At 72.3% G+C, this 4,051-nt stretch carries 4 protein-coding genes; all 4 read left to right on the top strand.

What is annotated here, in order from left to right; translation table 11 throughout:
• Positions 1–1,239: apolipoprotein N-acyltransferase (gene lnt / locus BZL64_RS36450; RefSeq protein WP_086773308.1), on the top strand; the 1,239-nt coding region annotated here is incomplete at its 5' end.
• Between the two features lie 67 nt (positions 1,240–1,306).
• Positions 1,307–1,789, top strand: a complete 483-nt coding sequence (locus BZL64_RS36445) for an NUDIX hydrolase (RefSeq protein WP_086773307.1) — start codon at positions 1,307–1,309, stop codon at positions 1,787–1,789.
• Between the two features lie 55 nt (positions 1,790–1,844).
• Complete coding sequence (locus BZL64_RS36440; RefSeq protein WP_086773306.1) at positions 1,845–2,645, top strand: 3-hydroxybutyrate dehydrogenase; 801 nt, start codon at positions 1,845–1,847, stop codon at positions 2,643–2,645.
• 76 nt (positions 2,646–2,721) lie between these two features.
• Positions 2,722–4,051 (top strand): GAF domain-containing protein (locus BZL64_RS36435; RefSeq protein ID WP_143663421.1); only part of this gene is annotated, 1,330 nt, incomplete at its 3' end.

Here is a 4,051-nt window from a genome sequence, read left to right as displayed (position 1 = left end):
AAGACGCCGTCCGCCTGGCCGAACGCGATCTTGCCCCAGGGGAAGCCGCGGAAGGGGACACGCGCGCGTGCCGCCTCACCGGCGATCCAGACCGCCGCCGCCCATACCGGCCAGGCGGACGGCGTCTTCCTGCCGCTGGCCGCGCTGGGCGGCACCCCGGTACTCGGCTTCGCGGTCGTCCTGTGCGGTTTCGGTCTCTGCGAGGCCGTCCGGCTCGGACTCCGGTGGCGCCGTACGCGCGAGGTGCGGCGTTCGGCCGCCGCGCTGGCCCTGATCAGCATGGCCGTCCCGGTCCTTTCGGCTGTGGCCGCCCGCTCGCTGGTCAGTGACAAGGCGGAGACCGGCACCGCGACGGTCGCCGTCATCCAGGGCAACGTGCCCCGCCTCGGACTGGACTTCAACTCCCAGCGCCGGGCCGTCCTCGACTTTCACGCGCGTGAGACCGAGCGACTGGCCGCCGAGGTCAAGGCCGGCAAGAAGGCCCAGCCCGACTTCGTCCTGTGGCCCGAGAACTCCTCCGACATCGACCCCTTCGCCAACCCGGACGCCGCCGCCGTCATCGAGCAGGCGGCCGAGGCGATCGACGCCCCCATCTCGGTCGGCGGCGTCGTCGAGCGCGACGGCAAGCTCTACAACGAGCAGATCCTCTGGGACCCGGAGAAGGGCGCGACCCAGACCTACGACAAGCGGCAGGTCCAGCCGTTCGGCGAGTTCCTCCCGATGCGCTCGCTCATCGGCGCCATCAACGACGAATGGACCTCGATGGTCCGCCAGGACTTCAGCCGGGGCAGCGAGCCCGGCGTGTTCGACTTCGGCGACGCCAAGGTCGGCCTCGCCACCTGCTACGAGGCGGCCTTCGACTGGGCCGTGCGCGACACCGTCACCCATGGCGCGCAGATCATCTCCGTGCCCAGCAACAACGCCACCTTCGACCGCAGCGAGATGACCTACCAGCAGCTCGCCATGTCACGCGTACGTGCCGTCGAGCACAGCCGCACCGTCACCGTGCCGGTGACCAGCGGGGTCAGCGCGATCATCATGCCGGACGGCGAGATCACCCAGAAGACCGGCATGTTCGTCGCGGACTCCCTGGTCCAGAAGGTTCCGCTGCGGTCCTCGGAGACCCCGGCCACGAAGCTGGGCATCCTGCCCGAGATCGCCCTGCTGCTCGTCGCCGCGGGCGGGCTGGGATGGGCGATCGGAGCCGGGATGCGCGGGCGGCGCGCCGGTGGCGTGTAGCCGTACGCCCGCCGAGCGCGTCCCCCACGCGCGCGGTGTCGCCGGACCGGCTCGTTAGGGTCGGTCCATGGCTACTCCTGACTTCATCCGCGAGCTCCGTGCCGTCGCCGGCCACCATCTGCTGTGGCTGCCCGGTGTCACCGCCCTCGTCTTCGACGACGAGGGCCGTCTGCTGCTGGGCCGTCGCTCGGACACCCGCAAGTGGGCGGTGATCGGCGGCATCCCCGACCCCGGTGAGCAGCCGGCCGTCTGCGCCGTGCGGGAGGTCTTCGAGGAGACCGCCGTGCGGTGCGTCGTCGAACGCGTCGTCCTCGTCCAGGCCGCACCCGAACCGGTCACGTACGACAACGGTGACGTCTGCCAGTACATGGACATCACGTTCCGCTGCCGTGCCGTGGGCGGCGAGGCCCGTGTCAACGACGACGAGTCACTGGAGGTGGGATGGTTCGCGGTGGACGCCCTGCCCGACCTGAACGAATTCGCGCTCTTCCGGATCAAGCAGGCGCTGTCGGACGAGCCCACATGGTTTGAGGCCATGAGTTCCAGCTGAAGTGTGGGGTCGGACCACATGGGGTGAGGTTCCGGCGCTGCCTAAGGTCGGAGACATGACCGCGCCCCACGCCGCCCCTGGTCCCTTCGCCCCCTCCCTCGACCTGAACGGTCGCACCGCCCTCGTCACCGGCGCCGCCGGCGGTATCGGCCGCGCCTGCGCGCTGCGGCTGGCGGCCGCCGGGGCCAAGGTGCGGGCCGTCGACCGGGACGCGACAGGCCTGGAGGCGCTCACCGACAGTGCCACCGGCCTGCCGGGCATCGTCGAGCCGCACCTCCTGGACCTCACGGACCTCGACGCCGCCGAACTCGCCGCCGCCGGCACCGACGTCCTGGTCAACAACGCCGGGCTGCAGCTGGTACGGCCGCTGGAGGAGTTCCCGCCGGACGTCTTCCACACGGTGCTCACGGTGATGCTGGAAGCACCGTTCCGGCTCATCCGCGGTGCCCTGCCCCACATGTACGGCCAGGGGTGGGGCCGCATCGTCAACGTCTCCTCGGTCCACGGACTGCGTGCCTCGCCCTACAAGTCGGCGTACGTGGCCGCCAAGCACGGGCTCGAGGGGCTGTCCAAGACCGCCGCCCTCGAAGGCGCGCCGCACGGCGTCACCTCCAACTGCGTGAACCCCGCCTATGTGCGTACCCCACTGGTGGAGAAGCAGCTTGCCGACCAGGCACAGGCACACGACCTGCCCGTGGAGCGCGTACTGGCCGAGGTGCTCCTGAGGGACAGCGCGGTCAAGCGGCTCATCGAACCGGAAGAGGTCGCCGAGGCCGTCGCCTACCTGTGCGGCCCCCAGGCGTCCTTCGTGACCGGCACCTCCCTGGTCCTGGACGGCGGCTGGACCGCGCACTGACCTGCCCGGCGAGCGGCCGGTCCGGAGTTTTCCACAGGCCTGACGGGCCGGCCCGGTCATGAGGAATCCTGTGAGCATGTCCCGCGATCACGTGGAGCCGGTCGAGCGCTCCGTCACCGATGCCGATGCCGATGCCGATGCCGATGCCGAGGCCGAGGCCGCCGTGCGCGGCGCCGAGCCGGCCCCCGGCGTGCCCGGTGGCGTGACCGGTGGTGCCGAGGCGCCGTTCCTGGAACTGCTCGCCCGGGGCGCGTCGGCCGACGCCTACGAACGGCCGGTGCTGCTCGCCCGCGCCGAGGGGCTGCCCGCCGAGCGGATCGCCGCGCTCGAACAGGCCAAACTGCTCGCCCTGCGGGTGCGCTCCGAGCTGGAGGGCCGCCGCCGACGGGAGGCCGAGCTGTCCGCGCTCTTCGAGACGGCCCACGACCTGGCGGGCCTGCGCGACGTCGACGCCGTCCTCCAGGCCATCGTGCAGCGGGCCCGCTCCCTGCTCGGCACCGACGTCGCCTACCTCAGCCTGAACGACCCGGTCCGGGGCGACACCTACATGCGGGTCACCGAGGGTTCGGTAGCCGCCCGCTTCCAGCAGCTGCGCCTGGGCATGGGGGAGGGGCTCGGCGGCCTGGTCGCCCAGACGGCCCGCCCGTACGTCACCGACGACTACTTCCGCGACGACCGCTTCCGGCACACGATGACCATCGACGCGGGTGTGCACGACGAGGGCCTGGTGGCCATCCTCGGCGTCCCGCTGATGCTGGGGGCGAACGTCATCGGGGTGCTGTTCGCCGCGGACCGTCGCGCCAGGGTCTTCGAGCGCGAGCAGATCGCCCTGCTCGGGTCCTTCGCCGCCCTGGCCGCCGCCGCCATCGACACCGCCAACCTGCTCACCGAGACCCGCGCGGCCCTGGCCGACCTGGAGCGCGCCAACGAGATCATTCAGGACCGCAGCGCCGTCATTGAGCGCGCCTCCGACGTCCACGACCGGCTCGCCGAACTCGTTCTGCGCGGCGGCGGGGTGCACGACGTGGCGGCGGCGGTATCCCAGGTCCTGGCCGGTGCCGTCCGGTTCACCGAGGCCGGCGCGGCCCCGGCCGGGGCCCTGGAGACCTCCCGCGCCGAGGGCCACGCCGTGCGCCACGAGGACGACTGGATCGCCGCCGTCACCACGGGCGGCGAACTCCTCGGCGCCCTCGTCCTGCGCGGGCACCCCGGCCTCGACCCCGTCGACCAGCGCACGCTGGAGCGCGCCGCGATGGTCACCTCCCTGCTGCTGCTCGCCCGCCGCTCCGCCGCCGAAGCCGAACAGCGCGTCCGCGGTGAGCTGCTGGACGACCTGCTCGACGCCCGCGACCGCGACCCGCGCATACTGCGGGAGCGTGCCTCCCGGCTGCACGCCGACCTCGACG

Source organism: Streptomyces bobili, assembly GCF_002154575.1.
In the GTDB taxonomy this organism is placed as follows: Bacteria; Actinomycetota; Actinomycetes; order Streptomycetales; family Streptomycetaceae; genus Streptomyces; species Streptomyces bobili.
This window is presented reverse-complemented; position numbering and strand designations above follow the sequence as displayed.